23 protein-coding genes are annotated in these 26,017 nt (G+C 65.6%); 7 read left to right on the top strand and 16 right to left on the bottom strand.

Translation table 11 applies throughout. The features are described 5' to 3' along the window. Nucleotides 1–26 precede the first annotated feature (26 nt). Complete coding sequence (gene lptF, locus BLS61_RS14895; protein WP_090432110.1) at nt 27–812, top strand: lipotoxin F family OmpA-related lipoprotein LptF; 786 nt, start codon at nt 27–29, stop codon at nt 810–812. Between the two features lie 122 nt (nt 813–934). Here the strand turns inward: lptF and BLS61_RS14890 are convergent, their stop codons facing one another. From BLS61_RS14890 to BLS61_RS14845, 10 genes are all read right to left on the bottom strand, one after another. Next, nucleotides 935–1,258 (bottom strand): PA3694 family proteiin, encoded by a 324-nt coding sequence (locus BLS61_RS14890; RefSeq protein WP_090432108.1) that lies wholly within the window; start codon nt 1,256–1,258, stop codon nt 935–937. After that, nucleotides 1,255–2,187: an alpha/beta hydrolase gene (locus tag BLS61_RS14885; protein ID WP_394328149.1), complete on the bottom strand. Its 933-nt coding sequence runs from the start codon at nt 2,185–2,187 to the stop codon at nt 1,255–1,257. The genes BLS61_RS14890 and BLS61_RS14885 overlap by 4 nt, the downstream gene beginning before the upstream one ends. Beyond that, the gene (locus BLS61_RS14880) at nt 2,138–2,884 is read right to left on the bottom strand and encodes a TIGR00266 family protein (RefSeq protein WP_090432106.1); all 747 of its coding nucleotides are present in this window, start codon (nt 2,882–2,884) and stop codon (nt 2,138–2,140) included. The genes BLS61_RS14885 and BLS61_RS14880 overlap by 50 nt, the downstream gene beginning before the upstream one ends. An 88-nt stretch (nt 2,885–2,972) precedes the next feature. Then, complete coding sequence (locus tag BLS61_RS14875) at nt 2,973–3,632, bottom strand: Bax inhibitor-1 family protein (RefSeq protein ID WP_090432105.1); 660 nt, start codon at nt 3,630–3,632, stop codon at nt 2,973–2,975. A gap of 47 nt (nt 3,633–3,679) precedes the next feature. Beyond that, complete coding sequence (locus BLS61_RS14870; RefSeq protein ID WP_090432103.1) at nt 3,680–4,969, bottom strand: flavohemoglobin expression-modulating QEGLA motif protein; 1,290 nt, start codon at nt 4,967–4,969, stop codon at nt 3,680–3,682. Nucleotides 4,970–4,977: 8 nt separating this feature from the next. Next, complete coding sequence (locus BLS61_RS14865) at nt 4,978–5,529, bottom strand: hypothetical protein (RefSeq protein WP_090432101.1); 552 nt, start codon at nt 5,527–5,529, stop codon at nt 4,978–4,980. 35 nt (nt 5,530–5,564) lie between these two features. Continuing rightward, a complete protein-coding gene (locus tag BLS61_RS14860) occupies nt 5,565–6,278 on the bottom strand; it encodes a TetR/AcrR family transcriptional regulator (protein ID WP_090432099.1) in 714 nt (237 codons plus the stop codon). A gap of 162 nt (nt 6,279–6,440) precedes the next feature. After that, nucleotides 6,441–7,958, bottom strand: coding sequence for a lysine--tRNA ligase (gene lysS, locus BLS61_RS14855; RefSeq protein WP_090432097.1), 1,518 nt, complete (start codon nt 7,956–7,958; stop codon nt 6,441–6,443). Between the two features lie 121 nt (nt 7,959–8,079). Further along, nucleotides 8,080–9,175 (bottom strand): peptide chain release factor 2 gene (prfB, locus tag BLS61_RS14850; RefSeq protein ID WP_139205562.1). Its coding sequence is split into 2 segments (ribosomal slippage): nt 8,080–9,102 and nt 9,104–9,175, totalling 1,095 coding nucleotides; the frame shifts between segments, so codons are not numbered across the junction. A 193-nt stretch (nt 9,176–9,368) separates the two neighbouring features. Next, on the bottom strand, nt 9,369–11,042 hold the full coding sequence (locus tag BLS61_RS14845; protein ID WP_090432095.1) for a GMC family oxidoreductase: 1,674 nt from the start codon (nt 11,040–11,042) through the stop codon (nt 9,369–9,371). Nucleotides 11,043–11,224: 182 nt separating this feature from the next. Between BLS61_RS14845 and BLS61_RS14840 the strand changes: the two genes are divergently transcribed. Further along, entirely contained in the window at nt 11,225–13,000 is a 1,776-nt protein-coding gene (locus BLS61_RS14840) for a SulP family inorganic anion transporter (RefSeq protein WP_090432093.1), read from the top strand. Nucleotides 13,001–13,008: 8 nt separating this feature from the next. Here BLS61_RS14840 and BLS61_RS14835 read toward each other — a convergent pair whose 3' ends face one another. From BLS61_RS14835 to BLS61_RS14825, 3 genes are all read right to left on the bottom strand, one after another. After that, nucleotides 13,009–13,743, bottom strand: a complete 735-nt coding sequence (locus BLS61_RS14835; protein WP_090432091.1) for a tellurite resistance TerB family protein — start codon at nt 13,741–13,743, stop codon at nt 13,009–13,011. 164 nt (nt 13,744–13,907) lie between these two features. Then, nucleotides 13,908–15,617, bottom strand: coding sequence for a single-stranded-DNA-specific exonuclease RecJ (gene recJ, locus BLS61_RS14830; protein ID WP_090432089.1), 1,710 nt, complete (start codon nt 15,615–15,617; stop codon nt 13,908–13,910). A gap of 47 nt (nt 15,618–15,664) precedes the next feature. Then, a complete protein-coding gene (locus tag BLS61_RS14825) occupies nt 15,665–16,192 on the bottom strand; it encodes a winged helix DNA-binding protein (protein WP_003246115.1) in 528 nt (175 codons plus the stop codon). A 208-nt stretch (nt 16,193–16,400) separates the two neighbouring features. Between BLS61_RS14825 and BLS61_RS14820 the strand changes: the two genes are divergently transcribed. The 4 genes from BLS61_RS14820 (at nt 16,401) to BLS61_RS14805 (ending at nt 20,120) form a co-directional block, all read left to right on the top strand. Next, nucleotides 16,401–17,150: a 5-oxoprolinase subunit PxpA gene (locus BLS61_RS14820; protein WP_090432087.1), complete on the top strand. Its 750-nt coding sequence runs from the start codon at nt 16,401–16,403 to the stop codon at nt 17,148–17,150. Continuing rightward, nucleotides 17,147–17,851, top strand: coding sequence for a 5-oxoprolinase subunit PxpB (gene pxpB / locus BLS61_RS14815; RefSeq protein WP_090432086.1), 705 nt, complete (start codon nt 17,147–17,149; stop codon nt 17,849–17,851). Before BLS61_RS14820 ends, pxpB begins: the two co-directional genes overlap by 4 nt. After that, entirely contained in the window at nt 17,848–18,762 is a 915-nt protein-coding gene (locus BLS61_RS14810; protein ID WP_090432084.1) for a 5-oxoprolinase subunit C family protein, read from the top strand. Before pxpB ends, BLS61_RS14810 begins: the two co-directional genes overlap by 4 nt. A gap of 131 nt (nt 18,763–18,893) precedes the next feature. Then, nucleotides 18,894–20,120 (top strand): NRAMP family divalent metal transporter, encoded by a 1,227-nt coding sequence (locus BLS61_RS14805; protein WP_090432082.1) that lies wholly within the window; start codon nt 18,894–18,896, stop codon nt 20,118–20,120. A gap of 21 nt (nt 20,121–20,141) precedes the next feature. Here BLS61_RS14805 and BLS61_RS14800 read toward each other — a convergent pair whose 3' ends face one another. Next, nucleotides 20,142–20,684, bottom strand: coding sequence for a YaeQ family protein (locus BLS61_RS14800; RefSeq protein ID WP_024309193.1), 543 nt, complete (start codon nt 20,682–20,684; stop codon nt 20,142–20,144). Between the two features lie 195 nt (nt 20,685–20,879). On the opposite strand from BLS61_RS14800, the gene BLS61_RS14795 reads away from it, so the two are divergent. Beyond that, complete coding sequence (locus BLS61_RS14795; RefSeq protein ID WP_090432080.1) at nt 20,880–22,598, top strand: hypothetical protein; 1,719 nt, start codon at nt 20,880–20,882, stop codon at nt 22,596–22,598. A gap of 7 nt (nt 22,599–22,605) precedes the next feature. On the opposite strand, the gene BLS61_RS14790 is transcribed toward BLS61_RS14795, so the two are convergent. After that, nucleotides 22,606–25,317 carry a DEAD/DEAH box helicase gene (locus tag BLS61_RS14790; RefSeq protein ID WP_244157958.1) on the bottom strand — a complete coding sequence of 904 codons (2,712 nt, stop codon included), beginning with the start codon at nt 25,315–25,317 and terminating at the stop codon, nt 22,606–22,608. Next, nucleotides 25,317–26,006, bottom strand: a complete 690-nt coding sequence (locus tag BLS61_RS14785; protein ID WP_090432077.1) for a phospholipase D-like domain-containing protein — start codon at nt 26,004–26,006, stop codon at nt 25,317–25,319. The genes BLS61_RS14790 and BLS61_RS14785 overlap by 1 nt, the downstream gene beginning before the upstream one ends. Between the last annotated feature and the right edge of the window lie 11 nt (nt 26,007–26,017).

Here is a 26,017-nt window from a genome sequence, read left to right as displayed (position 1 = left end):
CGCTGACAGATCAAAGGATGAACGCCATGCGTAAACACGTGATGATCCCCGCCCTGCTGGCCCTGAGCGTCGGCCTTGCCGCCTGCTCGCACCAGCCCAACGCCAACCTGGAGTCGGCGCGTAGCAACTTCTCCTCGCTGCAGAGCGATCCGCAGGCGAGCAAGGTCGCCGCGCTGGAGACCAAGGAAGCCCAAGAGTGGCTGAACAAGGCCGACAAGGCCTACCTGGACAAGGAAGACGAGAAGAAGGTCGACCAACTGGCTTACCTGACCAACAAACGCGTCGAGGTGGCCAAGCAGACCATCGCCCTGCGCACCGCCGAAGCCGAGCTGAAGAACACCTCGGCGCAACGCGCCCAGGCCCTGCTCGATGCGCGTGATGCGCAGATCCGCAAACTGCAGGACAGCCTCAACGCCAAGCAGACCGAACGCGGCACCCTGGTGACCTTCGGTGACGTGCTGTTCGACTTCAACAAGGCCGAACTCAAGAGCAGTGCGCTGCCCAACATCACCCAGCTGGCGCGCTTCCTCCAGGAAAACCCGGAGCGCCAGGTGATCGTCGAGGGCTACACCGACAGCGTCGGCTCGGCCAGCTACAACCAGGGCCTGTCCGAGCGCCGCGCCGAGTCCGTGCGCCGCGCGCTGATTCGTGCCGGCGTGGAGCCGACTCGTATCGTCGCCCAGGGCTACGGCAAGGAGTATCCGGTTGCGGATAACTCCACCGACTCCGGCCGCGCGCAGAATCGTCGTGTGGAGGTGACCATCTCCAACGACAACCAGCCGGTGGCGCCACGCTCGTCTGTCGGTGCCTGAACGCGCTGCCGCACATGAAGAAACCCGCCTGATGGCGGGTTTCTTTTTGGCTGGCGCTCGTAGGGTGTGCAGAGGCGAGTGTCATCGGTGCGCGTGGCGCACCCTACGTAAGTGCCCTTGTCTTACTGCTCCAGCGCCGGAGTCTCTTGCCCCATGCAGCGCACGGCCTGCTTCTTGTTGTCCACCAGCACGCCGGTCAGCCCCTTCTGCTGCAGGTCGAACAGCACCAGCACGCCGTCGATGCACTGCGCCACCTGATTGGCCGGCTTCAGCGAAATCTTGTAGTCCTCGCCGGGGATGGTCTTGAGCATGGTGAAATCGGACAGCAGCAGGGCATCTTCCGGTTTGGCGAAATGCACGTAGCCGTAGTACCAGAGCACGCCGATGGTGCCGACGATGCTGGCGACACCCGTGAGGATCAGAGGGATGGGATTGCGTTCGGTCATTGCGGACTCTCTGTTGCGGATTCGGTAGCCGGCCCCAGCCGTTCGACGTAAGCCTGCGGCTGCGCGAAGAACGCCAGCAGCGATTGACGCCAGGCGGGCTCGGCAAAGGTTTGCACGTGCGGCCCACGGGTCGCCTGAAAGGCACGTGGCGGGCGCGCAGCTTGATACAAACGCTGGCCATTGGAAAGCGGCACGATCGTATCGTCAACACTGTGATAGATCAGCAAGGGCGTGCCCTGGATTCGATCGATGCTGTGAATCGCGCTGTCGCCATCCGGCACCAGCCAGGACAGCGGCACCTGCAACGGCCAGGTCAGCCAGGATCTGCTCAGGGCATGACGACCGACATCGCGGTAGCTGGCCGGCACACCATCCAGTGCGATGGCCTGCAAGCTCGACTGGCGCTCGGGTTGCTGCGCCAGGTAATGCACACCGAGGGCACCGCCGAGGCTCTGCCCCAGCAGGAACAGCGGCTTGCCCCTGACCTGCGGCGCCTGGTCGAGCCAGGTGAAGGCCGCGTCGATATCCTGATAGACCTCGGGCAAACGTGGCTTGCCCTCGGACAGGCCATAGCCACGGTAATCCAGCATCAGCACCTGGTAGCCCCGCTCCGGCAGCCAGTGCACGCCGCCCAGGTGCCAGGCCAGGTTGCCGCCATTGCCATGCAGGTGCAACACCGTGCCCCTGACCTCGACACCGGCCTTGGCCGGCAGCCACCAGGCGTGCAGGCGTGTGCCATCGGCGGCGCGCAGTTCGATGTCGCGGTACTCCAGACCGGCACGTTCGGGCGTGATCGGCAGCCCCGGCTCGGGATAGAACAGCAGAGCGCTGCAACCAGCAAGCCACAGGCTGGCCAGCAAAGATGCCAGCGCCCGCAGGCTACTTGCCACCGGCACGCACCTCTTCGCGGGCCTGCACGGTCGCCGCATAGACGCGCTCGGCCAGGCGCGAGAACGGCAGGCTCTGAATCCAGACCGTGCCGGTGCCCTTGAGCGTCGTCAGCAGGATCCCTTCGCCACCGAAGAGCATACTCTTGAGGCCGCCGGCCAGCGCGATGTCGTAGTCGATGCCGCTGCTGAAGGCCACCAGGCAGCCGGTGTCCAGGCGCAGGGTTTCGTTGTTCAGCTCCTTGCGGATCACCGTGCCGCCGGCATGCACGAAGGCCAGGCCGTCGCCTTCGAGCTTCTGCAGGATGAAGCCCTCGCCCCCGAAGAAGCCGGCACCCAGACGCTTGGCGAAGCTGATGCCGATGCGGGTGCCATGAGCCGCACAGAGAAAGGCATCCTTCTGGCAGATCAGGCGGCCGCCGATCTGGGTCAGGTCGATGGGCACCACGGTGCCGGGATATGGCGCGGCGAAGGCGACCCGCGCCTGGGTCTTCCCGCCATTGCTGAAGTGGGTCATGAACAGCGACTCGCCGGTGAGCATGCGCTTGCCGGCGCTCCACAGCTTGCCCAGCAGGCCGCTGGAGGAGCCGTCGCCCATGCGCGTTTCAAAGCGCACGCCGTCGGTCATGTAGTTCATCGCGCCGGCCTCGGCGATCACCGTCTCGCCGGGGTCGAGGATGATCTCCACCGATTGCGCCGATGCACCGAGGATTTCGTATTCGAGTTGATGGCTTGCCACGGACGCATCTCCTAGATCGATTGGGACGCAACGCTCATACGGTCGGAACGGTTTCCCGAACCTGCAAACAGACCACAGGATCAGCCAATCATTTGCGGCCGAGTATGCGCAGGATACGTAGGAACAGGTTGATGATGTCCATGTACAACGCCGCCGCGCTGTCGACCGCATTGTCCAGCGTCTTGGGAATCTGGTTGGCGCGGCCCCAGTCGTAGCCGATGTAACCACAGAAGATCAGCACAACGGCCCAATCAATGATGCTGTGATGGGTACGGAACACGAAGATTTCCACCAATTCCACGACGATCACCAGCAGCAAGGCCACGGTCAACGCCGAGGCAATGCGCCTGAAGAATGCTGGAAATAGCGTGCCCAGAATCATCATCCCCACCGTCACCAACGCAGTGATGCGGATTGCCTCATGCACTAGTTGCGGGTCGTAGCGGCTGACCACCAGATTGACGACCAGGCCGAACGGGACCACCACCAGGTTGTAACCGACGAAACTCACCAACGGATTGCTGGAGCGCGCGAACAGATAGACGCCGGTCATACACGAGGCGAAATAGCCGCCATAAAACAACCAAGGATTGAGGCTGCGTATCCAATCGGTGCTGATGTTACCCACCATCCACCAGTTGCACATGAAGCCCCAGAGCAGTGCCAGGCCAATGACCAGATTGTAGACAGCCGGGCTGATCAGCCGATCCGTGAGCTGTCCTTGTCGCTCGAAAACCCAGTGTTCCATGAGATAAGTCCTTTTATAGAAGTATTCGGGTGCCAGAGCGGCGCCGATCAGAGGATGTTGGCGTAGTCCGCCTCGATGCGGTCCAGGCTCAGGTGGTTGAGGAAGTTGGAGAAGCACATCCAGGCCGATAGCGCGTTCATGTCCTGGAACTGCGGCGGCAGGTACTTGGGCGGCAGCACCAGGCCCTCGTCCACCAGTTTGCGCAGGGTACGCATGTCTTCCAGGGTGGTCTTGCCGCAGAACAGCAGCGGGATCTGCTCCAGCTTGCCCTTGCGCACCGCCAGCTGGATGTAGTTGTAGATCAGGATGAAACCCTTCAGGTACGACAGGTCCTTGGTGAACGGCAGGCCGTTCGGCACGGAGCCGCGGAACACCCGGCTGGCATTGCTGTAGCCGCCTTCCAGGCCGTAGCCCTGTTCGCGGAAGAACTCGAATACCTCGAGAAAATCCGCGCCCTCCTCGGCCATGTGGATGGCACGGGTGCGGTTGGTGAGCTTGCGCAGGCGCGTCGGGTACGAGGCGAAGGCGATCACCTCCATGAGGATCGCCAGGCCTTCCTGGGTCACGGTGGACGACGGTGGACCCTTGGCCAGGAAGGTGCAGATCGGCTGGTTCAGACCATTGAGCGTGGTACCCACGTGCACCAGACCCTCGTGCACTTCCAGCGCCTTGACGTCGCGTTCATTGAAGCGCGCATCGCTGCGAATCTTGATGTAGTCGGCACCGGCTGCGGCGTCGGCGAGGATGCCGTCGGACTCGAACACGCGGATGGTATCGTCGCCGAACACGCCCGCCAGGCGCTGCTGCAGGATATTCACCGCATCGCTGGCGCCAAGCACCTTGGGCTCGTCTTCCAGATCGCCGCGGGCGGCGATGTTGTTGAGGTAGTCCGAGAGCATCAGACCCAGGTCGGCCAGGGTCGGATCACCGGCGTGGAAGGCATCGGAAGCCGCGCCATAGAGCTCCTGGCTGATCAGGCCGAAATCCTCGGTGCCGCGTGCTTCGAGCATGCGGATGACCATGCGGTATTCCTTGCACATGCGCCGCATGATCTGCCCGACCGGGTTGAACTGGCCGAGCTGGCGAGTGATGTCGCGCTCGATGTTCTGGAATTCCAGCTTCTTCGCCGCGGCATCGAAGGCCAGCGGCCGGCTCAGGTAATAGTCGCGATCCACAGCCGGCGGCTGCTTGCCCTTGGCCTTGAGAAAGCCATCGCGGATGCCGTCGTCCCACTTCACCGCATCGAGCACGCGGATGGGGGTCTGCGCCTCGACGATACGGTCGCTGAGGGCGCGAATGCAGAGTTGATAGTCGTCCAGTTTTTGCTGGCTGTTCATTGCGATTCCTATTCGGCCACCCGCTGGTAACGCGCCACCTCGACGAACAGATCGGCATTGGCCGGGTCGTCGAGGTAGGCGAACACCTTGTCCAGCGGGCTGGTGATCAGTGCCCCGTCAGCCTCGGGCATGGCGACGGTCTGCCCCTCCAGCAGGCCCTTGTCCATGTCCTGCAGGATGCGCTCGGTATCGAGGTTGTACACCACCAGCTCGTTGTCACGGGTCAATTCGAAACCGGCGATGGCGAAGTTGGCGCCCAGGCTTTTCGGCAGGCCGGCCGAGAGATACCAGCGGCGCCCGTGATGGGCGACAGTAAAGCCGAACTCTTCGAGGCTGCCCAGGTTATCCGGGCTGCCTTCGTAGATACGCGCCTCATAGAGGTTGGAGCCGGCGCGGGTGATTTCCAGATACAGCTGCTCGCCCCACTCGTCCTGCCGGGTCCATTCGCCCAGCAGCGGAATCGGCGCGGCTTCGTTGGCCGGGATCGGGTCCTTGAAGGTGACCAGGCAACCACTCAACAGCAGGAACGACAGGGCGACCAGTGCGCGCCAGGCTTTCATTACGCTCTCCTTGTGCAGGCCGTTCGACCTGATGGTTACAACCCCAGAACCAGATTCATATAGCGTTTAAGGATGGCCAGCATTCCCTGGCTGTCCAGATGATCCACGCCGTCCAGCAGGCCCTGATACTCCATCCGCACGATGGTGGCCGTCAACAGCACGGCATCCTGTTCGGGCTGGCGCGAACCGAGCACCTCGAAGAAGTGGGTCACGCCCTGCTGCAGGATCTGCCGGTGGGCACGCACCAGCTCACGCAGACGCGGATTGAGCAACGCCTCCTGCTGGAATGCCTGCTCGGCGATCAGATGGTCACGACGCTCGCGCAACTGGTGCTGCACGTACTGCACGGCCAGTTCGGCGATCTCCTCTGCCAGTTGCCGACGTGCCTGCTCACTGCCATCCAGACGCCCGACCATCTCCTCCAGCGTACCCTGGGTACTGGCCCAGAACGCCGCCATGTGAGCGGCGCTGCGCTCGACGAACTGGGCGAAGGTGTCGGTGATCAGGTCGTCGATGTCCTTGAAGTAGTAGGTCGTGGCCGACAACGGCACCTGCGCCTCGGCGGCTACCGCACGATGGCGCACGGCGCGCACGCCTTCGCGCACGACGATGCGCATGGCGGCATCGAGAATCGCCTGGCGGCGTTGCTCGCTGCCCTGGCGACTGGCCTTGCGGCCCTGGTACTGGACGCTTTCGGCGACGGCGTTGGCCGCCTGGGTGGCATTCGGGGACGCAGGTACGGAGCTCACGATGGTTCCTCTACGCTCGGGTCATGGCAAGGAGAGTAATGGGTTGGGCGGGCAACCAAAAGGCTCCGTTTCGCTTGCAGGCACAGCGCCCGGCGAAAACGCCGCGAAAGGTGGAACGACAGGTAGCAAAAAGCCGCCCGAGGGCGGCTTCGTGTTCTGCCATCAGGCCTGCGGACGCATGTGCGGGAACAGGATGACGTCGCGGATCGACGGCGAGTTGGTCAGCAGCATCACCAGGCGGTCGATGCCGATGCCTTCACCGGCGGTGGGCGGCATGCCGTACTCCAGGGCGCGGACGAAGTCGGCGTCGTAGTGCATGGCCTCGTCGTCACCGGCGTCCTTCTCGGCCACCTGGGCGAGGAAGCGCTCGGCCTGATCCTCGGCGTCGTTGAGCTCGGAGTAGGCGTTGGCGATCTCGCGGCCACCGATGAACAGCTCGAAGCGGTCGGTGACGTTGGGATTCTGGTCGTTGCGGCGGGCCAGCGGCGAAACCTCGAACGGATACTCGGTGATGAAGTGCGGCTGCTCCAGCTTGCTCTCCACCAGCTCCTCGAAAATCATCACCTGCAGTTTTCCCAGGCCTTCGTGGCCGAGCACCTTGGCACCGGCCTTCTTGGCGATGGCGCGAGCCTTGTCGACGTCGTTCAGATCGGCTTCGCTGATATCCGGGTTGTACTTGAGGATCGAGTCGTACACCGACAGGCGCACGAACGGCTCACCGAAATGGAACACCTTGTCGCCGTACGGCACGTCGGTAGTGCCCAGCACCGCCAGAGCCAGCTCGCGGAACAGCTCCTCGGTCAGGTCCATGTTGTCGCGGTAGTCGGCGTAGGCCTGGTAGAACTCGAGCATGGTGAACTCGGGGTTGTGCCGGGTCGAAACGCCTTCGTTACGGAAGTTGCGGTTGATCTCGAACACTTTCTCGAAACCGCCGACCACCAGACGCTTGAGGTACAGCTCCGGGGCGATGCGCAGGAACATGGCCATGTCCAGGGCGTTATGGTGAGTCTCGAACGGCTTGGCCGCCGCGCCACCCGGGATGGTCTGCAGCATCGGGGTTTCCACCTCGAGGAAGCCGCGCTCGTTGAGGAAACGGCGGATGTGTGCGATCACCTGCGAGCGTACGCGGAAAGTGTGGCGGGTTTCCTCGTTGACGATCAGGTCGACGTAGCGCTGGCGGTAGCGCTGCTCGGTGTCGGTCAGGCCGTGGTGCTTGTCCGGCAGCGGGCGCAGCGACTTGGTCAGCAGACGCACGCTGGTCATGTTCACGTACAGGTCGCCCTTGCCGGAACGCGCCAGGGTGCCTTCGGCGGCGATGATGTCGCCCAGGTCCCAGGTCTTGATCGCTTCCAGGGTCTCGGCCGGCAGGCCCTTGCGGTCGACATAGACCTGCAGGCGCCCGGAGGTGTCCTGCAGCACCATGAAGGCGCCGCGGTTGAGCATGATGCGACCGGCGATCTTGACCGGAATGGCAGCGGCCTCCAGCTCTTCCTTGCTCTTGCCCTCGTACTGTTTCTGCAGCTCGCCACACAGGCTGTCGCGACGGAAATCGTTGGGGAAGGCAATGCCCTGCTCACGCACGGCGGCAAGCTTTTCCTTGCGCTGGGCAATCAGCTTGTTTTCTTCGTGCTGGCGCTCTTCGTGGCTGAGGCTGGGCTGGTCGAGTTGTTGGTCGCTCATGGCGGGTCGTCCCGGTCAAATCATCGTTCTTGAAAGGTCGCTGCACAGCTCGAGCGGGGGCCTCCATCTGGAGGCGCATCCGCTTCAGCTTGCAGCTTATGGCTTGAAGCTTGCGGCTGCTTTAGAGCCCCTGCTTGAGGCTGGCCTCGAGGTAGCCGTCGAGGTCGCCGTCGAGCACCTTCTGGCAGTCGCTACGCTCGACACCGGTACGCAGGTCCTTGATGCGCGAATCATCGAGCACGTAGGAGCGGATCTGATGGCCCCAGCCGATGTCCGACTTGCTGTCTTCCAGGGCCTGCGAGGCGGCGTTGCGCTTCTGCATCTCCAGTTCGTACAGCTTGGCCCGCAGCATCTTCATCGCGGTGTCCTTGTTGGCGTGCTGGGAACGTTCGTTCTGGCAGGCCACCACGGTGTTGGTCGGCACGTGGGTGATACGCACCGCCGAGTCGGTGGTGTTGACGTGCTGACCACCGGCACCGGAGGAGCGGTAGGTATCGATGCGCAGGTCGGCCGGGTTGATCTCGATCTCCACCTTGTCGTCGATCTCGGGGGACACGAACACCGCCGAGAACGAGGTGTGGCGACGGGCGCCGGAGTCGAACGGGCTCTTGCGCACCAGGCGGTGCACGCCGATCTCGGTGCGCAGCCAGCCGAAGGCGTACTCGCCCTTGATATGTACGGTGGCGCCCTTGATGCCGGCGACTTCACCCTCGGACAGCTCGACGATCTCGGCACTGAAGCCGCGCTTGTCGGCCCAGCGCAGGTACATGCGCAGCAGGATGTTGGCCCAGTCCTGCGCCTCGGTGCCGCCGGAGCCGGCCTGGATGTCCAGGTAGCAGTTGTTGGCGTCCATCTCGCCGCTGAACATGCGGCGGAACTCCAGCTGCTCGAGGATTTCGCGCAGGCGCTCGACTTCGGCGACGATGTCGTTCACTGCACCTTCGTCGTTTTCTTCGGCGGCCATTTCCAGCAGGTCGCGGGAATCGGCCAGGCTGCCGGTAAGGTCGTCGATGGTTTCGACGATCTGCGCCAGCATGGCGCGCTCACGGCCCAGGGCCTGGGCATACTCGGGCTTGTTCCAGACGCTGGCGTCTTCCAGTTCGCGGTTTACTTCGACCAGACGATCATGCTTGTGATCGTAGTCAAAGATACCCCCGAATTGACTGGGTTCGCTCGGACAGGTCCTTGATGGCGTTGAGGATCGGATTGATTTCCATGGTAGTCGGCGCTCGCGGCAAATCGGACGGAAAAGCCGGCGATTATACCCGAGCCGACACGGGCTGGCAGCCCGTTCCGACTGACCAATCAGCGGTCTCTGGATCAACGGCGCAGTTCTTGGCACGCCCCCGCGCAAAGGACAGCACAAAGCCAACAGCTTCGCCCCGAGGCGGGGCTCCTACACAACGCAGCTCACGCCTCCCGTAGGAGCGGCGCCTCGCCGCGAACCTGCAATTGCACGGCCGGCAGCACAGGACGCAGCGCGTCCTCCTTGATCATCTGCGCGGCCTTCTCCGCGATCATCAGCACCGGCGAGCAGGTATTGCCCGAGACGATGCTCGGCATGATCGACGCATCGACGACCCGCAAGCCGCCGATACCATGCACGCGCAGGCGAGCATCGACCACCGCGCCCTGCCCCTGTCCCATCGCGCAGGTGCCCACCGGATGGAAGATGGTGGTGCCGATCTCGCCGGCCGCGCGCTGCAGGTCTGCCTGACTCTGGTACTGCGGCCCGGGCTTGTACTCCTCGGGCCGGTAGCCAGCCAGCGCAGGCGCGGCGACGATGCGCCGGGTCAGGCGAATGGCGTCGGCCGCCACCTGCAGATCGCGCTCGTCACTCAGGTAGTTGGGCTGGATCGATGGCGCGACGGCTGCGTCAACAGAGGTGATGGCGACACGCCCACGACTATGCGGGCGCAGGTTGCACACCGAGGCGGTAAAGGCCGGGAAATCGTGCAAGGGCTCGCCAAAGCGCTCCAGCGACAGCGGCTGCACGTGATACTGCAGGTTGGCACGCGCCTGGCCGGGGTCGGATTTGGCGAAGGCGCCCAACTGACTGGGCGCCATGGACAGCGGCCCACTGCGCTTGAGCAGGTATTCCAGGCCCATGCCCAGCTTGCCCCAGGGCGTGGCGACGATGCGATTGAGCGTCTTCACCCCCTCGACGCGGTAGATCAGGCGCAATTGCAGGTGATCCTGCAGGTTCTCGCCGACGCCCGGCAGCTCATGCTTCACGCCGATGCCCAGGCGCTCGAGCAGCGGCCGCGGGCCGATACCGGAACGCTGCAGCAAGGCCGGCGAGCCGATGGCGCCGGCGCAGAGAACGATCTCGCGGCGCGCCGCCACCCGTAGCGCCCGCCCCTGCCAGCGCAGCCACAGCGCACTGGCGCGGCCGCCCTCCAGCTCCAGGCGCTCGGCTTCGGCGCCGGTCAGCACCCGCAGGTTGGGACGCTGGCGAATATCGCGGAGAAAGGCCTTGGAGGCGTTCCAGCGCACGCCGCGTTTCTGGTTGACCTGAAAGTAGCTGCAGCCCTCGTTGTCGCCGCCATTGAAGTCATCGATGCGGGCGATGCCGCTCTGCGCCGCCGCCTCACGGAAGGCTTCGAGAATGTCCCAGGACAGGCGCTGGCGCTCGACCCGCCACTCGCCATCGCCACCATGCAGGTCGCTGGCGCCGGCAAAGTGATGTTCCGATCGCTTGAACAGCGGCAGCACGTCACGCCAGGCCCAACCGGGATTGCCGGCCGCCGCCCAACCGTCGTAATCGGCCGCCTGGCCACGCATGTAGATCATGCCGTTGATCGACGAACAGCCGCCGAGCACCCTGCCGCGCGGGTACTTCAGCGCGCGCCCGTGCAGGCCGGGGTCGGCCTCGGTGTTGTAGCACCAGTCGGTGCGCGGGTTGCCGATGCAATAGAGGTAACCGACGGGAATATGGATCCAGGGGTAGTTGTCGCGCCCACCGGCCTCGATCAGCAGTACGCTGACGCCAGGGTCGGCAGACAGCCGATTGGCCAGCAGGCAGCCGGCCGGGCCGGCACCGACGATCAGGTAGTCATAACTGTCCAGGGGCGTCTGCGCCATGAGCATCCTCGCAAGGCTCGGGTATCCAGACTCAGAGACTAGCCGGCGACATGCGAAGGCAGAATGATCTTTTGGTCGGACATAAGGGCCATGAATGACGCGTGCATGATCGCCACGGCGCGGGCGATCCAACCGCTCGGCCTTGTCGTTACACTAGGGATGTCCCTCCAGAGCCCGCTGCGATGCCGTCCACGCCACCCAAGCCGCTCCCCGTCGTCGAACAGCCGCGCGGCTGGCAGCGCTGGCTGCCCGGCCTGCAGGTACTCAGGCACTACCAGATGGCCTGGCTGCCCAAGGACCTTGCCGCCGGGCTGGTGCTGACTGCCATGCTGGTGCCGGTGGGCATCGCCTACGCCGAAGCCTCCGGGGTGCCGGGCATCTACGGCCTGTACGCGACCATGGTGCCGCTGCTGGCCTACGCCCTGTTCGGCCCGAGCCGGATTCTGGTGCTCGGACCGGACTCGGCGCTCACCGCCGTGATTCTCGCCGTGGTGCTGCCCCTGTCGGCCGGCGAGCCGATGCGCGCGGTGATCCTGGCCAGCATGATGGCGGTGGTGGCCGGGCTCACCTGCATCGTCGCGGGCCTGCTGCGCCTGGGCTTCATCACCGAACTGCTGTCCAAGCCGATCCGCTACGGCTACATGAACGGCATCGCCCTGAGCGTGGTGATCAGCCAGACACCCAAGCTGTTCGGCTTTTCCATCGACAGCCAGGGGCCGGTGCAGGACATCTGGGCCATCGCCAACGCCCTGTTGGCGGGCCTGGTCAACTGGCCCAGCTTCATCGTCGGTGGCGGCACCCTGGCGCTGATCCTCGCACTCAGGCGCTTCAGGCGATTGCCCGGAATCCTCATCGCGGTCACGCTCGCGACGCTGGCGGTGGACCTGCTGGACCTCGGCCAGCACGGTGTCGCGACACTGGGCGAGCTGCCGCAGGGTCTGCCGAGCTTCACCCTGCCCTGGCTCAGCGGCGTCGATCTGGCCAGCGTGGTACTGGGCGGCGTGACGGCAGCCCTGGTGGCCTTCGCCGACACCAGCGTGCTGTCGCGCACCTATGCCGCGCGCAGCGGGCGCTATGTCGACCCCAACCAGGAAATGGTCGGCCTGGGCGCAGCCAATCTGATTGGCGGCTTCTTCCAGGGTTTTCCCGTCAGCAGCAGCGCCTCGCGTACACCGGTGGCCGAGGCCGCAGGGGCGCAGACGCAGCTGACCGGCGTGGTCGGTGCCCTGGCAGTGGCCGGACTGCTGATCGCCGCCCCGAACCTGATGCAGTACCTGCCTGCCAGCGCCCTGGCAGCCGTGGTGATCGCCGCGGTGATCGGCCTGTTCGAGATCGCCGACCTCAAGCGCATCTTCCGCGTGCAGCAGTGGGAGTTCTGGCTGTCGATGGCCTGTTTCGCCGGCGTGGCCACCTTCGGCGCCATCCCCGGCATCGGCATCGCCGTGCTGCTGGCGGTGATAGAATTTCTCTGGGACGGCTGGCGCCCCTACTATGCGGTGCTTGGCCAGGTCGACGGCATTCGCGGCTTCCACGATATCGAGCGTCACCCCGAAGCCCGCCTGGTGCCCGGCCTGGTGTTGTTTCGCTGGGACGCACCGCTGTTCTTCGCCAATGCCGAACAGTTTCAGCAGTGCGTACTCAAGGCCATCGCCCAGTCACCGACGCCGGTGCGCCGCCTGGTGGTGACGGCCGAACCGGTGACCAGCATCGACGTGACCTCCGCCGACATGCTCGCCGAGCTGGAGCAGATGCTGGCCGATGCCGGCATCGAGCTGCATTTCGCCGAGGTCAAGGGCCCGGTCAAGGACAAGCTGCGCCGCTTCGGCCTGCTGCGCGAGCACGGCGAGCAACGCATCCAGCCCACGGTGGGTGCCGCCGTCGATGCCTATCTGGCCGACCACGGCATCGACTGGTCCGGCGAGGCGCCACCACAAGGCCGGAGCTGGCACGCCGACTGAGGGCAGGCTCAGACGCGCGCCGCCTCCAGACGCACCTGGGCCTCCAGCTCGCTCTTCAGCGCCGGCGGCAACCGCAGCTGGCGCGCCAGCTCTTCGAGGTAGGCGCGCTCCATGAAGTGTTCCTCGTCCACCATCAGCACGCTGGCCAGGTACATTTCCGCGGCCATTTCCGGTGTGCTGGCAGCGCGCGCCACATCGGCCGGGTCCAGCGGCTTGTTCAGCTCGGCGTGCAGCCAGGCTTGCAGCTCGGCATCCTGCGCCAGCTTGCCCAGCTCTTCCTCGATCAGTTGACGCTCGCGCTCGTCGACATGGCCATCGGCCTTGGCCGCCGCCACCAGAGCCTTGAGGATGGCGTGGCTGTGTTGCTCGGCCTGCGGCGCCGGCAGACGATCGAGCGTCTGCGGCTCGACTGGCTGCGCGCCACCCTGCTGGGGCTGTTGCGCCTGCCAGTTGCCGTAGGCCTTGTAGGCCAGCACGCCCAGCGCGGCCAGGCCGCCATAGACCGCCACCTTGCCACCGACCTTGCGCACCCGCTTGTTGCCCAGCAGCATGGCCAACGCAGCACCACCGCCGGCGCCCTTGAGCATCGAGCCGAGGTCACTGCCACCGCTTTTGCCTGCACCGCCGCCGAGCAGGCCACCCAGCGCGCCGCCGAGCCCGGACGAGGCGCCACCAGCACCTTTCTGTTGCAGCAGGTCCTGGCCGGATTTGAGCAGTTGATCGAGCAGATTGCGGGTATTCATCGCGGACTCTCCTGAGAAATGGGCACCGGAGCATCCGACCCTGGATAGCCCAGGGAAATTCCGGATGCCCCAACCGGCAGCGGTCGAGGTGACGAAAGTTTCTAGCAGAGTTCGCCGCTACCAGCCCGGCATATTGGTAACGCCGGATTTCATCGCCGCCGCAATCAACGCGGGGCGATATGCGCCACCATCAGCTGCACGCTCTCGTTGCCGCGAAACTCGTTGAGGTCGAGCTTGTACGCCACTTCGGCCCAGCGCAGCGTCGGGTTGGGCCAGACCTCGCGGTCGATGTTGAAGGCGATGCCGTCGAGCTGCACGCTGCCGCACTCGGTCTTGAGCACCAGTTTCAGGTGCCGCTCGCCGACGATGCGCTGGCCCACGATCTGGAACACGCCATGGAACAGCGGCTCGGGGAAATGCTGACCCCAGGGCCCGGCGTTACGCAGGGCGCGAGCCAGTTCCAGATGGAACTCGGTGGCGTCGAGCTGGCCGTCGGACAGCAGGCGGCCGGTCAGGTCGTCCTCGCACAGCTGGCGACGCACCTCGGCATCGAAGGCGGCGGCGAAGGCGCCGAAGTTGGCTTGCGGCAGCGACAGGCCGGCGGCCATGGCATGCCCGCCGAACTTGCTGATCAGCCCCGGATGGCGCGCCGCCACGGCGTCCAGTGCATCGCGGATATGCAGCCCCGGCACCGAGCGTGCCGAGCCCTTGAGCATGCCCTCACCGGCATCGGCGAAGGCGATGGCCGGGCGGTGATAACGCTCCTTCAGACGCGAGGCGAGGATGCCGATCACCCCCTGGTGCCAGTCCGGCTCGAACAGGCACAGGCCGAACGGCATGTCCTCAAGCGGCAGGTCCTTGAGCTGGGCCAGCGCCTCGCGCTGCATGCCCTGCTCGATGGCCTTGCGATCCTGGTTGAGCTGATCGAGCTGCACCGCCATGTCGCGGGCCAGCGCCTCGTCGTCGCAGAGCAGGCATTCTATCCCTAAGCTCATGTCGTCCAGGCGCCCGGCCGCATTCAGCCGCGGGCCGAGGATGAAACCGAGGTCGGTGGAAGTGATGCGCCGGTGGTCGCGCCCGGCCACTTCGAGTATCGCGCGCAGCCCGGGCCGCGCCCGACCGGCACGAATACGCGCCAGCCCCTGGTGCACCAGGATGCGGTTGTTGGCATCCAGCGGTACCACGTCGGCGACGCTGCCCAGCGCTACGAGGTCGAGCAGCTCGCCCAGGTTCGGCTCCTGGCGGCTGGCGAACCAGCCCAGCTCGCGCAGGCGCGCGCGCAGCGCCAGCAGCACGTAGAACATCACCCCGACACCGGCCATGGCCTTGCTCGGGAAGTCGCAGCCCGGCTGGTTGGGGTTGACGATGGCATCGGCGGCCGGCAGTTCCGGGCCCGGCAGGTGGTGGTCGGTGACCAGCACCTTGAGCCCGGCGGCCTTGGCCGCGGCCACGCCATCGACGCTGGAGATGCCGTTGTCCACGGTCAGCAGCAGATCGGGCTGGCGCTGCAGCGCCACGGCGACGATTTCAGGGGTCAGGCCGTAGCCGTACTCGAAGCGGTTCGGCACCAGGTAATCCACGTGCGCGGCGCCGAGCAGGCGCAGGCCAAGCACGCCGACCGAACTGGCAGTGGCGCCGTCGGCATCGAAGTCGCCGACGATGAGAATGCGCTGGCGCCGCGCCAATGCCTCGACCAGCAGTTCGACGGCCGCGTCTATGCCCTTGAGCTGCTGGTACGGAATCAGCCGCGCCAGGCCCTTGTCCAGCTCCTCGGCGGACTGCACGCCACGGGCGGCGTAGAGGCGGGTGAGCAGCGGCGGCAGGTTGCCCAGGTCGGGCAGGCTTGCGGGTAGGGGACGTAGATCGATGCGCATGGGTATTCCGTATGGCGCTGCGCGTCAGCCGACGCCCAGTGCTTGAGTCAAAGCGAAGTGGCGGCGCGGGCGGCCTGGTCGTAGAGGCCGGACATGGCCCTGAGCATGCCGGCCAGGCGATGGATTTCCTCGGGGTCGATGTTGAGGTTCTCGAACGAGGCGATCAGGCATTCGCGGCGGATGTCGGCGTACTCCTGGCACAGGGCACGGCCCTTTTCGGTGGTGCGGTAGAACATCTCCTTGCCCTGCTTCTCGCCCTCCACCAGCGCCAGCTTGGCCAGTTTCTTCAGCGCGTAGGTAACGGTATGGGTGTCTTCGATGTTCAGCAGCAGGCAGATGTCCGCCTGGCGCTTGGCGCGATCGCGGCTGGTCAGGCTGTGCAGGACCATCACGTCGAGGGCGTTCATCTCCACTTCGCCGGCCGCGCGCATGCAGCGCTCCATCCAGCGCAGAAAGGCGTTGCTGGAGATGATGATGGCGAACTCGAGTTCGGAGAGCTCCTGCGACTGCTCGGCCAGGTGGGCCGACGCCACGATGGGCGAACGCGGAGAACGGGTGGATTTGGCATCAACCATCGTGCGATCCATGACTGCGAACGGCCGCGCGGGCCGCAGGTGAAAGTTGACTGGCAAGCATACAGCAAAGCACAGGGACCACGGACCAGGACCGCTCGGGATATTTTCAAAAACATATTGATGTTTTATCGATATTTTATCATCGTTATGCCAACGAGATTCCCAACCCGAACCTTCGGGCCACGTCAAAAACAACCAGAGGATTCCGATGAGCCGCCTGCTCCTGAACTGCGATATCGGCGAAAGCTATGGCGCCTGGACCATGGGTCTGGATGCCGAAGTGATGCCCTTCATCGACTGCGCCAACATCGCCTGCGGCTTTCATGCCTCGGAGCCGCTGACCATGCGCCGCACCGTGGCGCTGGCGGTCGAGCATGGCGTGCGCATCGGTGCCCACCCCGCCTACCCCGATCTGGCCGGTTTCGGCCGCCGCTCGATGGCCTGCAGCCCGGACGAGATCGAAGCCATGCTGCTCTATCAGATCGGCGCGCTCGACGGCATCTGCCGCGCCCAAGGCACGCGGGTCAGCTACGTCAAACCGCACGGCGCGCTGTACAACGACATGATGCGCGAACCGGCCAAGCTGCGTGCGGTGATGCGCGCCGTTGCCGCCTATGACCGCGGCCTGCCGCTGATGCTGATGGCCACCCGCGACGACCGGGCGCCGCAGGCGATGGCGGACGAGTTGGGCCTGCAGCTGTGGTTCGAGGCATTCGCCGACCGCGCCTACGACGCCAATGGCATGCTGCTGGCGCGCAGCCTGCCCGGCGCGGTGCACCATGGCGCGGAAACCATCGTCGCCCAGGCCATGGCCCTGGCGCGCGGCGAGGCGTTGAGCGCCAGTGACGGCAGCGCCCTTTATCTGCGCGCCGATACCCTCTGCGTGCACGGCGACAACGCCGCCTCGGTGGCGGCGGTGCAGCGTATCCGCGCCGCCCTGCAGAGCCTGCCGACATGACCCCGCGCATCGAGGTGGTGGGCATCGACAGTCTGATCCTGCGCCTGTTCGAGCAGATCGAGGAAAGCAACATGCCCTGGCTGCTGGCAGCCAGCGAGCGCCTGCGGACCGTCTTCGGCCCGGCGCTGGTCGATCTGGTGCCGTCCTACACCACCCTGCTGCTGCACTATGACCTGCAGCAGCTGGACGACCGCCAGGCCCGCGCGCTGATCGCCCAGGCCTTCGACAATCTCTCTCCGCAGGCCGAGAGCAGCGGTCGCGAGCTGCAAATACCGGTGTGGTATCACCCCAGCGTCGGTCCCGAGCTGGCGCTGCTCGGCCAGCGCAGCGGGCTGGGCAGCGACGGCGTGATCGAGCGCCACAGCGCACGCAGCTATCAGGTCTTCGCCCTCGGTTTCGCGCCCGGCTTCGCCTTCATGGGCCTGGTCGACGAGTGCCTGGCCAGTCCGCGCCTGAGCACGCCTCGGCAACGCGTCGCCGCCGGCAGCCTCGGCATCGCCGACCGCCAGACCGCCATCTACCCGCTGGTCTCCCCCGGCGGCTGGAACCTCATCGGACGCAGCCCCAGCCAACTCTTCGACCGCCAGCTGGATGGCTACAGCCTGCTGCGGCCAGGCGACAGGGTGCGCTTCGTGCCCATCGAGCGCGACGAGTTCGTGCGCCTGGGTGGCGACGACACGCCCTTCGAGGTGACGCCATGAGCCTTCTGGTGGAACGCAGCGGCGCCCTCGCCAGCCTGCAGGACGGCGGTCGCTTCGGCGTGCGCCACCTCGGTGTGACCCAGGGCGGCAGCGCCGACTGGTGCTCGCACTACTGGGCCAACTGGCTGCTGGGCAACCCACTGACGGCGCCGGTGATCGAAATCGTTCTGGGCAACTTCGAGCTGCTCGCCGAGCATGACGGCTATCTCGCCCTCACCGGAGCCGACCTCGGCGCCAGCCTCGACGGACAGGCGCTGGCGCCGGGCTGCAGCTTCCCCATCGCCAAGGGGCAGCGTCTGCGCTTCGCCCAGCCGCATCGGGGGGTACGAGCCTATCTGGCGGCACCTGGCGGTTTTCGTGCCCCGGCCACACTCGGCAGCTGCGCCACGGTGCCGCGCGAAGCGCTCGGCGGCCTGCAGGGCGACGGCCGCCTGCTGGCGGTCGGCGATCGTTTGCACGGGCAACAGGTCGAGCCACACATCCGCCGCACCGCGCCGATTCCGGAGACAGGCGGCAACACCGAGCTGCCGGTAGTGCTGGGCGCGCAGATCGGCGATTTCAGCGGCCAGAGCCTGTTCGATGCCTTCAACTGCGAGTGGCGGGTCGACCAGCGCGCCGACCGCATGGGCATTCGTCTGTGCGGCCCGGTACTGCAGTGCGCACGCCAGTCGATGGTCTCCGAAGGTGTGCCGCTGGGGGCGATCCAGGTACCCAGCGATGGCCAGCCCATCGTGCTGCTCAACGACCGCCAGACCATCGGCGGTTACCCGCGCCTCGGCGCGCTCACCCCGCTGGCGGTGGCGCGTCTGGCGCAGTGCCTGCCGGGCGACCGGGTACGCCTGCGCCCTGTCGCTCTGGAAGCGGCGCAACGCCAGCAACGCGAACTGCTCGCACAGTGGCAGACGCCCTGATTCACCGAGAAAAACATCCGGCCCGACGACGGGTCGGCACAACAACGACAAGAAACACCACTCACGCCCGCACTGCGGGCGCTTCAACTACCTGCCCCATACATCAAGAACAACAGTGAGAAGGTAATTCCATGCAACCCACCCAGCCCCTTGCCGGCCATACGCCGGGCAGCCAACGCAACGTCCTTCGCGGCGCCATATTCATCATGGCCACCTCGTCCATCGGCCCGGCCTTTCTGACCCAGACATCGCTGTTCACCGAGAAGTACCTGGCCAGCTTCGCCTTCGCCATCCTCATCTCGCTACTGATCGATATCGGCGCCCAGCTCAATATCTGGCGGGTGATCACCGTCGCCAACCTCCGCGGCCAGGACGTCGCCAACCGCGTGCTGCCGGGTATCGGCCATCTGATCTCGGCCTTCATCGTGCTCGGCGGCATCGCCTTCAACATCGGCAACATCGGTGGCGCAGGGCTGGCCATGAACGTGATCTTCGGTATACCGCCGATTCTCAGCTCGCTGATCGCCGCCGTGCTGATCATCGCCATCTTCATGCTGCGCAACGCCAAGCGGATCATGGACGGGCTGATGCAGCTGTTCGGTCTGGTGATGCTGTGCATGATCGGCTACGCCATGCTGCAGTCCAATCCGCCGCTGCAGGACGTGCTGCTGCGCAGCATTCAGCCGGACGACCCGCTGATCCTGCTACTACCGATCGTCACCCTGGTCGGCGGTACCGTCGGCGGCTACATCTCCTTCTCCGGCGGCCATCGCCTGGTCGAGGCCGGCATCACCGGCGTGGAGAACGTCGGTGTGGTCACCCGCGCCGCCGTCACCGGCATCCTCACCACCGGCGTGGTGCGCATCTGCCTGTTCCTCGCCGCGCTGGGCGTGGTCAGCCAGGGCCTGACGCTGGACCCGAGCAACCCGGCAGCATCGGTGTTCGCCCACGCCATGGGCACGGTCGGCTACAAGGTGTTCGGCGTGGTGCTGCTGGCGGCGTCGCTGTCCTCGGTGATCGGCGCCGCCTATACCAGCGTCAGCTTCATGTATTCACTGCACCCGAGCATCCGCACGCACAATCAGCGCGTGGTGATCGCCTTCATCGCCTGCTCCACGCTGATCTACAGCCTGGTCGGGCAGCCGGTGAAGGTGCTGGTGGTGGCGGGCGCGCTCAATGCCCTGGTGCTGCCGCTGGCGCTGGGCTGCATCCTGTGGGCCGCGAAGAAGCCGAGCATCGTCGGCAGCGACTACCGCCACCCGAACTGGATGCTGGCCTTTGGCGTGCTGGCCATCGTCGCCACGGCGGTGGGCGTGGGCCTGTCGTTCAACGCGCTGCTGCAGTTCTGGCAATCCTGAGAATCGCCCCGGCGAGCCGCCTCAGCCGCGCTCGCCGGCCAGCCACTCCAGCGGGATTTCGTGCTGGCCGCGCTCGTCCGTGACGAACAATTCGCCATCGCTGATCATCACGCTCCAGGTCAGCGAGCGCGGCAGGTCCAGGGCCAGGTCGGCCAGCGCTTCCTGGCCGAGGGCGACCACATTGATGTTCTTCAGGCTGCGCACCGGATCGAGGCACTTGCCCTGCCATACACGCAGGTTGCCGTAGGCCACCAGGCTAAACTTCTCGGTACGCCGCGAGCACCAGGTGATGCGCTCGCTGTCCGGCTGGCCCACTTCAATCCAGTGCAGCACGCGATCGTCCAGGCTCTTCTCCCACAGCGCCGGCTCGTCGACATCCGACAGGCCGCGGCCGAACGCCAGTTGCTCGTGATAGAACAGCGCATAGGCGATCAGCCGCGCCGCCAGACGCTCCTCGGTCTCCGAGGGATGCCGGGCGACGGTGAAACGCAGGTTTTCATAAACGCTGCGGTCCATGTCGGTGAGGTTCAGTTCGATCTTGTAGGTGGTCGATGGCAGGGCCATGGCGGGCTTCTTGGCTGGTCGGGAAGGCGGCAAGTCTAGCGCGAATTGCCATCCCGGTGCCGACGCATGGGGATGAACGGGTTGGCAAATGACCGAGCACGCGGTTGTCAGCCCGCACGCTGATCCGTATAAAGCGCCACGCCGGGTCATTGATGATCGATGGCCCTCAGGGAAGCGTTTTTACAAGGAGGTATCATGGAGACCATCTTCATTCTGTTAGTCGCGGCAGCCGTCATGGCCTTGGTGGTCTCGGTGCTGATCTCGCCCTCGGGGGGAGGCCCGGAGCCTCGCCTGGCCGTTGCCGGAACACCGGCCCGCCTGACACTGACCGAGGTCGCTCAGGTCAATCGCATCGCCATGTTGCGCCTGCTCTCCCCTGAACTCGCGCTGCAGCTGGCCGCGCGCCTGGAAGGTGATGCCTGGCAAGTCGCCAATGCCCCTCTGTATGCGACGCTCTGGCAGCGCGGCCGGCTGGATGAAGCACAGGCACTGCGTTCGCGCCTGGACCCTCATCACAGCCATCAGGCATTGGTCACGCTGCTCAAGGAACTGGTCGACGCAGAGAAGGACGATGAGGCTGCGGCGCTACTGGAGCGCCTAGGCGAGGCGCTACCCGAGGAGCCGCTGCTGCGCTCGGCACTGCTGGCCGCCCAGGGCAAACCCGAGGACGCCCGCAGTGAACTGGAACACCTGCTACGCGGTGAACGCCTCTCCGAACTGCAGTGGCTGGAGTTGGCACGCCTGCAACGCGAGCAGGGCGATGCCGATGCGGCCCGCCATAGCCTGGAACAGTTCTGGACACTCAGCCAAGGCTCCGAGCCACAGGCGCTGCTCGGCATGGACATGTATGCACGCGAACTGGCTCGCCTGGGCGATATCGAGCGTCTGCTGGAAAGAGCCTCGCTGCTCGAGCTGGAGCGTGAGAACCCATTCATCGCCCCACTGATCGAAGCCGGCCTCTGCGAGCAGGCCATCGAACAGATCGAACGCCTCGACCCCCTGTGGCGGGGCACGCCCTGCGAGCAACTGCTCGATACGCTGCTTCAGCGCGGCCATCTGCAGCAGGCCGAAGCGCTCATCGCCGCGGCGGACGAAAGCCTGCATGGCCGTTTACTCCTCAGCCTGCTCAGATGGCGAGTCGACCATGGCCAGACCGAGAACGTGGAACAGGATATCCAGCGTCTGGCCAGGCATGAGGCGCTGCGCATCGACCTGAGCCTGTCACTGGGTAGGCTCTATGAACAGAGCCATCCCGATATCGCTGGTACCTTGCTCGCCCAGGCCGACCGCAAGCTCGAGGCGCTGCCCGCAGGTGAAGAACGCGATCAGTTGCGCCTATTCATGATCGAGTTGCAGCTGGAGATGCAGACCCACCTGCCCGAGCGCCAACGCAACAGCTATGAAATACGTCAGGCTCTGGAGGAAATGCAGCGCATCAGCGACCGCCAGCCGTTTTACAACCGGGTGCTCAACCTCCAGCAGCGCGCCATGCTGCTGAAACGACTGGGGCGCATGGACGACGCGCTGCAGTTGCTGGACGACCTGCAACTCAAGCTGCGCAGCGCCCAGCCCGATGAAGACCTGGATGAGTTCGACCTGGCGCTGCTGCAGGAAGGGCTGGCCATCGCCTATGTGCGGCTCGACCAATTTGAGCAGGCCCGCTCGCTGCATGCCCAGATCGAGACGGACATCAGTGCCGCCTCCGAATGGCAGCAGGTCCTGGTCGAACACGACCACCTCGATCATGCCGTGGAAAACCTGAGCTACACGAACCTTTTCGACCCAGAACAGACACTCGACAAGTTGCTGGCGAAGCTGCATGACAGCGAGGACGAGGTGGCCATCGAGCTGAATCAGAAGCTGCTCGACAAACTCACCCGCGACGACTTCTGGCCGCAACCGGCTGCGGCCTGAACCACCGTCAAAGCCGCGCCAGCACCGCCTGCAGCGCCTGCTCCGGCGCCTCGCGCCAGAGGCCGTAGCTCAGCGGCAGGGTTTCCAGACCGGCGCGTGTCAGCACCAGATAGCGCTCCAGCTCGAGGAAGCCTTCGCCCTCCCCCGGAAAGCCGATCAGGTCGATGGCCAGGCATTTGTCGCCACGGCGACAGAACAGGTCCAGTAACTGGCCGGCCAGCGGATAGTGGTTCCACACGCTGACACCCTGAGCCTGCAGCGCCTCGCACAGGCTCTGCCGCGCCGCATCGGTGGCGCCGGGCTGCCAGACGGCGCCGGGCTTCTCGAGGTACTCCAGATAACGGCGTAACAGGTGAGTGGCCGGCAACTGGCGCTCGTCGCCACTGAACAGCAGCACCTGGCGCTCGCGGGCGCGGGTGATGGCGACGTTGAACAGGTCGGCACGATTCAGGTAGGCCGCAGCCTGGCTCGAGGCTCTATCGATGGCGAAGCTGAGGATCATCAGGTCGCGCTCCTCGCCCTGAAAACCATAAGGCGTATCCACCAGCAGGCGAAACTCGCGCAGCTGCTCCAGCGGCAGGGTTTCGCCGATACGCGCGCGGATGTGCTCGACCTGATCGCGAAACGGTGACAGCACGCCGATGCTGGGCTTGAGCGGGCTGCCGCGATACTCGGCCAGATGCGCCGCGATCAGCTCCAGCACCCGCTCCACTTCCGCCTCGTTGGCACCGTTGCGCCCACGCTGGCCCTCGATGCGCAGCAGTTGCAGGCTGTCGCAGGCATCGAAGCCGGGTCGCTCCTTCATCACCCGCAGGCGCTGGTCGTAGAACAGCTCGTTGCTGAAGCGGATCAGCGCCGGGCGGCTGCGAAAGTGTTCGTCGAGAAAGACCACCGCCTCCTGGCTGGCCAGTTGCAAGCCGACCAGATCCAGCACGCTGTTGTCGCGGTAGCTCCAGGCCTCGCGCTCCTCGGCCTGCAGACCGGCGCGTTGCAACAGCTGCGTCTCCCGCACGCGGGAGAGAAAGGAGATATGCCGCAGCTGACGCGCGTCGCCAGTGACGACAGCACGCTTGCAGCGCTGGAAGGCCGGTAGCGCCGAGGCGATGTCGCACTGGGTCGCTTCGTCCATCACCATCACGTCGAACAGTTGCGGGCGCAGCGGCAGCAGCCGATGCAGTTCGTCCAGGGTCACCACCCAGATCGGGAAGGCGGCCAGCAGGCGTGCCGGGTCGATGTCCTCGAACAGGGCCAGTTGGCGTTGCGAACTGCGCGCGCGGATGGCCTGGTTGTAGCGCACGAACAGCGCGCGGTCGCTGACCAGCAGACGCTTGAGGTTCAGGGCGCGATGACTGTTGAGATGCTCGCGACTGAGCTGCTGCCGGCGCCGCTGACAATCGCGCAATTCGTCCAGCAATGCCCAGGGGCGCACGCTGGTGCCGATACGCTTGCGCACCCAGGGCACCTGCAGCCAGCGCTGCCAGAACGCCAGGCTGCCGCGCTCGGCCCGCAGCAGCAGACGACTCCAGCGCACGGCCTGCTCGCAGCGTTGGCGAAAATCCACCGACAGCCGCTGTTCGGCCTGGGTCAGCACCTGGAGCTCGCTGCGCTGGCGCTCTTCGGCCTGCTCCGACACCCACTCGAATTCGCCCTGCAGCAACCGTTCCAGGCGCTCGCGCAGGACCTGGCGCAGGCTCTGGCCATCGCCCTCCAGCACGCCGTCGCGCAGGCCGAAATCCTCGCGCAGCTTGTGCGCGATCACTTGCACAGCCTGGGCGCTGCGACTGACCAGCAGCACGCTCTCGCCCTGCAGGTAGCGATCCAGGGCCAGGGCCGCCAGGCTGTAGCTCTTGCCGGTACCGGGCGGCCCGGAAATCTGGCTCAGCGGATGGCGCGCGGCATTGGCCAGCGCCTGGCACTGGGCCGCGCTGAGCTGCGCCGGCAGGCGCTGCGGCGTACTGGCCGAGCCTGCCGTCTGCATGGGCGGCCTCTCACCGAGCAATTGCAGCAAGGCAGGCGACAGCCGCTCGGCGTCCTGCAGCAGCTGCAGCTCATGAGCGATACCACGGCTGCCACTGCCGCGCGGCACCAGGGCGACGAAGGCACCGGACTGCAGCGACAGGCTGCGGCGGCGCTGAGCCTTGGCCAAGGTATCGGCCTCTGCCAACAGCGGGAAGCCTGCGGCTTCGCTGACCTCGCCCACCTGCGTATTGCGCTCTACCCAGGCCAGCAGCTGCCCCAGGGACGCAGCGTCCAGCATGCCGGTCGGCAGCGGCAGATCATCGAGACTAGCGTTGCCGCTCTCATCGTACAGACGGCGCAGCAGCCGCCAATTGCCATGGGCGCGCTGCAGGTCGATGGCAAGCATCTGGCTCTGCCCGTCGGCCGTCGCCTGCAGGCTGGCCTCGTAATAGAACAGCGGGCCGCAAATCGTCTGCGCGGCACCGGTTTCCAGTTGCAGCCGGCCACAGATCGGCAACACGCCGTAAACCAGTTGCAGCTCGCGTTGATACAGCGCCTGCGCCTCGGCCAGGCTGCGGCCCAGTTCGGCCGCCAATGGCAGCAGCGGCAAGCCTCCGCTGGCCAGTTCCTCACGCCCATCGAGCCAGGCCCAGCGATTGGCGGGCAGCTTGCTCAGGTTGTCCAGATCCAGGTCGCGGCTATCGGCCAGGTAGCAGCTGCGATAGAAGCCGAGCAGCTGGCGGGCGTGAGGGTGATCCATCAGTTGCCTGCGTAGCGCGCCCAGAGCGCGTCGAATTCACGGCCATAGGCCGCGACCAGCTGCGGATGATCGATCACCAGGAGGTTTTCCTCGTTGCTGGTGGTGGCGCTGCGCGTCCAGTTGAAGCTGCCGTTGAGCAGCAGGCGCCCGTCGAACAGGGCGAACTTGTGATGCATGTGGAAGGGCCCGGCATCGATGCGCAGCGGCACGCCCTTGTCGCGCAGCCACTGGATATCGCTGCCCTCGTCGAACTGCTTTTCGTTGTCGGTGATCACCCGCACGGCAATGCCGCGCTGATGACAGGCGAGCACTTCCTCGCTGAGCTGATCGTCGGAGATGGTGTAGACGCAGATATCCACGCTGCTGCGCGCCTGGCGGCACAGCTCGCGAATCTTGCGCCGGCAGCTCTCGCCCGGGCTGAAGTGAGCGCTGGCATGTTCCACGCGGGGCGCGCTACCGACGCTGTCGAGGGTCTTGATCACCTGCTCCAGCCACTTCAGCACCGGTTCGATGTTGGCCGGCTCACGCATCAGCTCACGGGCCAGGGCGAAGGCGCGGTTGCGCATGAAGCGCACCTGATCGCTACTCAGCTCGCTGCCCAGCTGGCGCAGCTCGTCGCGTTCCTCGTTGCTCAGACGCAGGTCGGCCAAACTGTCACGCAGTTGCTGATCGAGGCGATTGAAATCCATTAAAAGTCCCT

It is taken from the genome of Ectopseudomonas guguanensis, assembly GCF_900104265.1.
GTDB classification, from domain to species: domain Bacteria; phylum Pseudomonadota; class Gammaproteobacteria; order Pseudomonadales; family Pseudomonadaceae; genus Aquipseudomonas; species Aquipseudomonas guguanensis.
Note: the sequence above shows the minus strand (reverse complement) of the source record. Positions and strands in the feature narration are given on the sequence as shown.

What these genes read in the sequence shown, in the direction of transcription:
- BLS61_RS14820 (WP_090432087.1), top strand. Translation starts at nt 16,401, where the DNA reads ATGAGCCGCCTGCTCCTGAACTGCGATATCGGCGAAAGCTATGGCGCC.
- lysS (WP_090432097.1), bottom strand. Translation starts at nt 7,958, where the DNA reads ATGAGCGACCAACAACTCGACCAGCCCAGCCTCAGCCACGAAGAGCGC.
- BLS61_RS14885 (WP_394328149.1), bottom strand. Translation starts at nt 2,187, where the DNA reads ATGCGGCGACCGTGCAGGCCCGCGAAGAGGTGCGTGCCGGTGGCAAGT.
- BLS61_RS14805 (WP_090432082.1), top strand. Translation starts at nt 18,894, where the DNA reads ATGCAACCCACCCAGCCCCTTGCCGGCCATACGCCGGGCAGCCAACGC.
- pxpB (WP_090432086.1), top strand. Translation starts at nt 17,147, where the DNA reads ATGACCCCGCGCATCGAGGTGGTGGGCATCGACAGTCTGATCCTGCGC.
- BLS61_RS14825 (WP_003246115.1), bottom strand. Translation starts at nt 16,192, where the DNA reads ATGGTTGATGCCAAATCCACCCGTTCTCCGCGTTCGCCCATCGTGGCG.
- BLS61_RS14840 (WP_090432093.1), top strand. Translation starts at nt 11,225, where the DNA reads ATGCCGTCCACGCCACCCAAGCCGCTCCCCGTCGTCGAACAGCCGCGC.
- BLS61_RS14890 (WP_090432108.1), bottom strand. Translation starts at nt 1,258, where the DNA reads ATGACCGAACGCAATCCCATCCCTCTGATCCTCACGGGTGTCGCCAGC.
- lptF (WP_090432110.1), top strand. Translation starts at nt 27, where the DNA reads ATGCGTAAACACGTGATGATCCCCGCCCTGCTGGCCCTGAGCGTCGGC.
- BLS61_RS14810 (WP_090432084.1), top strand. Translation starts at nt 17,848, where the DNA reads ATGAGCCTTCTGGTGGAACGCAGCGGCGCCCTCGCCAGCCTGCAGGAC.
- BLS61_RS14870 (WP_090432103.1), bottom strand. Translation starts at nt 4,969, where the DNA reads ATGAACAGCCAGCAAAAACTGGACGACTATCAACTCTGCATTCGCGCC.
- BLS61_RS14845 (WP_090432095.1), bottom strand. Translation starts at nt 11,042, where the DNA reads ATGGCGCAGACGCCCCTGGACAGTTATGACTACCTGATCGTCGGTGCC.
- BLS61_RS14875 (WP_090432105.1), bottom strand. Translation starts at nt 3,632, where the DNA reads ATGGAACACTGGGTTTTCGAGCGACAAGGACAGCTCACGGATCGGCTG.
- BLS61_RS14795 (WP_090432080.1), top strand. Translation starts at nt 20,880, where the DNA reads ATGGAGACCATCTTCATTCTGTTAGTCGCGGCAGCCGTCATGGCCTTG.
- BLS61_RS14790 (WP_244157958.1), bottom strand. Translation starts at nt 25,317, where the DNA reads ATGGATCACCCTCACGCCCGCCAGCTGCTCGGCTTCTATCGCAGCTGC.
- BLS61_RS14800 (WP_024309193.1), bottom strand. Translation starts at nt 20,684, where the DNA reads ATGGCCCTGCCATCGACCACCTACAAGATCGAACTGAACCTCACCGAC.
- BLS61_RS14835 (WP_090432091.1), bottom strand. Translation starts at nt 13,743, where the DNA reads ATGAATACCCGCAATCTGCTCGATCAACTGCTCAAATCCGGCCAGGAC.
- BLS61_RS14785 (WP_090432077.1), bottom strand. Translation starts at nt 26,006, where the DNA reads ATGGATTTCAATCGCCTCGATCAGCAACTGCGTGACAGTTTGGCCGAC.
- recJ (WP_090432089.1), bottom strand. Translation starts at nt 15,617, where the DNA reads ATGCGCATCGATCTACGTCCCCTACCCGCAAGCCTGCCCGACCTGGGC.
- BLS61_RS14865 (WP_090432101.1), bottom strand. Translation starts at nt 5,529, where the DNA reads ATGAAAGCCTGGCGCGCACTGGTCGCCCTGTCGTTCCTGCTGTTGAGT.